The following is a 952-nucleotide window of genomic DNA, read 5'->3' on the forward strand; positions in this document are numbered from 1 at the left end:
CGCGCCCGCCAGCCGGACGGCCTGCCCGACCTCCCCGCACATACCGGCGGCCCTGGCCACCCCGCCGGGCCCGGCCCCGACCGTGTCCCCGACCCGCGGCACCAAGGCGGGCGTGAGCCCGAGCCCGTCGCCCACCCCGGTGGCGCCGGGCAGCCCGCCGCCGGACAACGTGTTCAGCGCGGTGCCGACGGCCTCGCCCTGCCGGTAGCCCGCCCTGGGGGTGGGCCCTCCCTGTAAGTGGGCCGCCCTGCGGGCAGGCCGCCGGCAAGGGGCGGGAGGGGGCGGGAAGGGGGTTCGGGGGCGCGTTTGGGAATGTTCACGCCGGGTGTGGAACCGACGTGACGTCGGCCCACGTCCTTCCCCCCGTGCAGCGAGATGGCACCAGGACACGCGACGAGCGTTCCGGCGCGGGGACCGAGAGCAACCCGGCGGCGGCCGTCCACCGTCCCCTCCGGTTGGCCGGACTGGCGGGCCTCACCGGCCACCTGGCACTGGTGCTCTGGCTGGTGCTGAGACCGCTGCCGGTGGCCTGGGTGTACGACGCCAACCTGACGCCGTTCGCCTCGCTCCGCTCCTCCAGCGGCTGGCAGGTGGTCGGCGAACTCCTGCTGCTGGCCCCGCTCGGGGTCCTGCTGCCGCTGGCCGGCGGCCGGCTCCGGGCCCCCTGGCTGCCGTCCTTCCTGCGCACCACCGGCGCCTCCGCGCTGCTGGCGACCGCGCTGGAGTTCCTCTCCTCCTGGGCACCCGGGCACGTCCTCAACGTGGACCACATCCTGCTCGCCGTGGTCGGCGTGGCCGTCGTCCACCTCGCGCTCGTCCCGGGCCTGCGGCACCTGCTGCGGGACCGGCGGCCGCGGGTGCCCCGGATGACGGTGCTCTCGGTGCCGCCGGCCGTCGCCTCGGTCGCCGCCGCCACCTCGGCCGCCCAGCTGGAGGACCTGCGCACCCGAGG

The 952-nt window shown here is 77.2% G+C and carries 1 protein-coding gene and 1 pseudogene; both read left to right on the top strand.

Annotation, left to right across the window (positions count from 1 at the left end; genetic code table 11):
• Positions 1–208: pseudogene (locus AE652_RS48890) on the top strand (hypothetical protein); the annotation flags it as partial.
• A 247-nt stretch (positions 209–455) separates the two neighbouring features.
• A partial coding sequence (locus AE652_RS42090; RefSeq protein ID WP_053112617.1) for a VanZ family protein occupies positions 456–952 on the top strand: 497 nt, incomplete at its 3' end.

Source organism: Kitasatospora sp. MY 5-36, from assembly GCF_001182915.1.
Lineage (GTDB): Bacteria > Actinomycetota > Actinomycetes > Streptomycetales > Streptomycetaceae > Kitasatospora.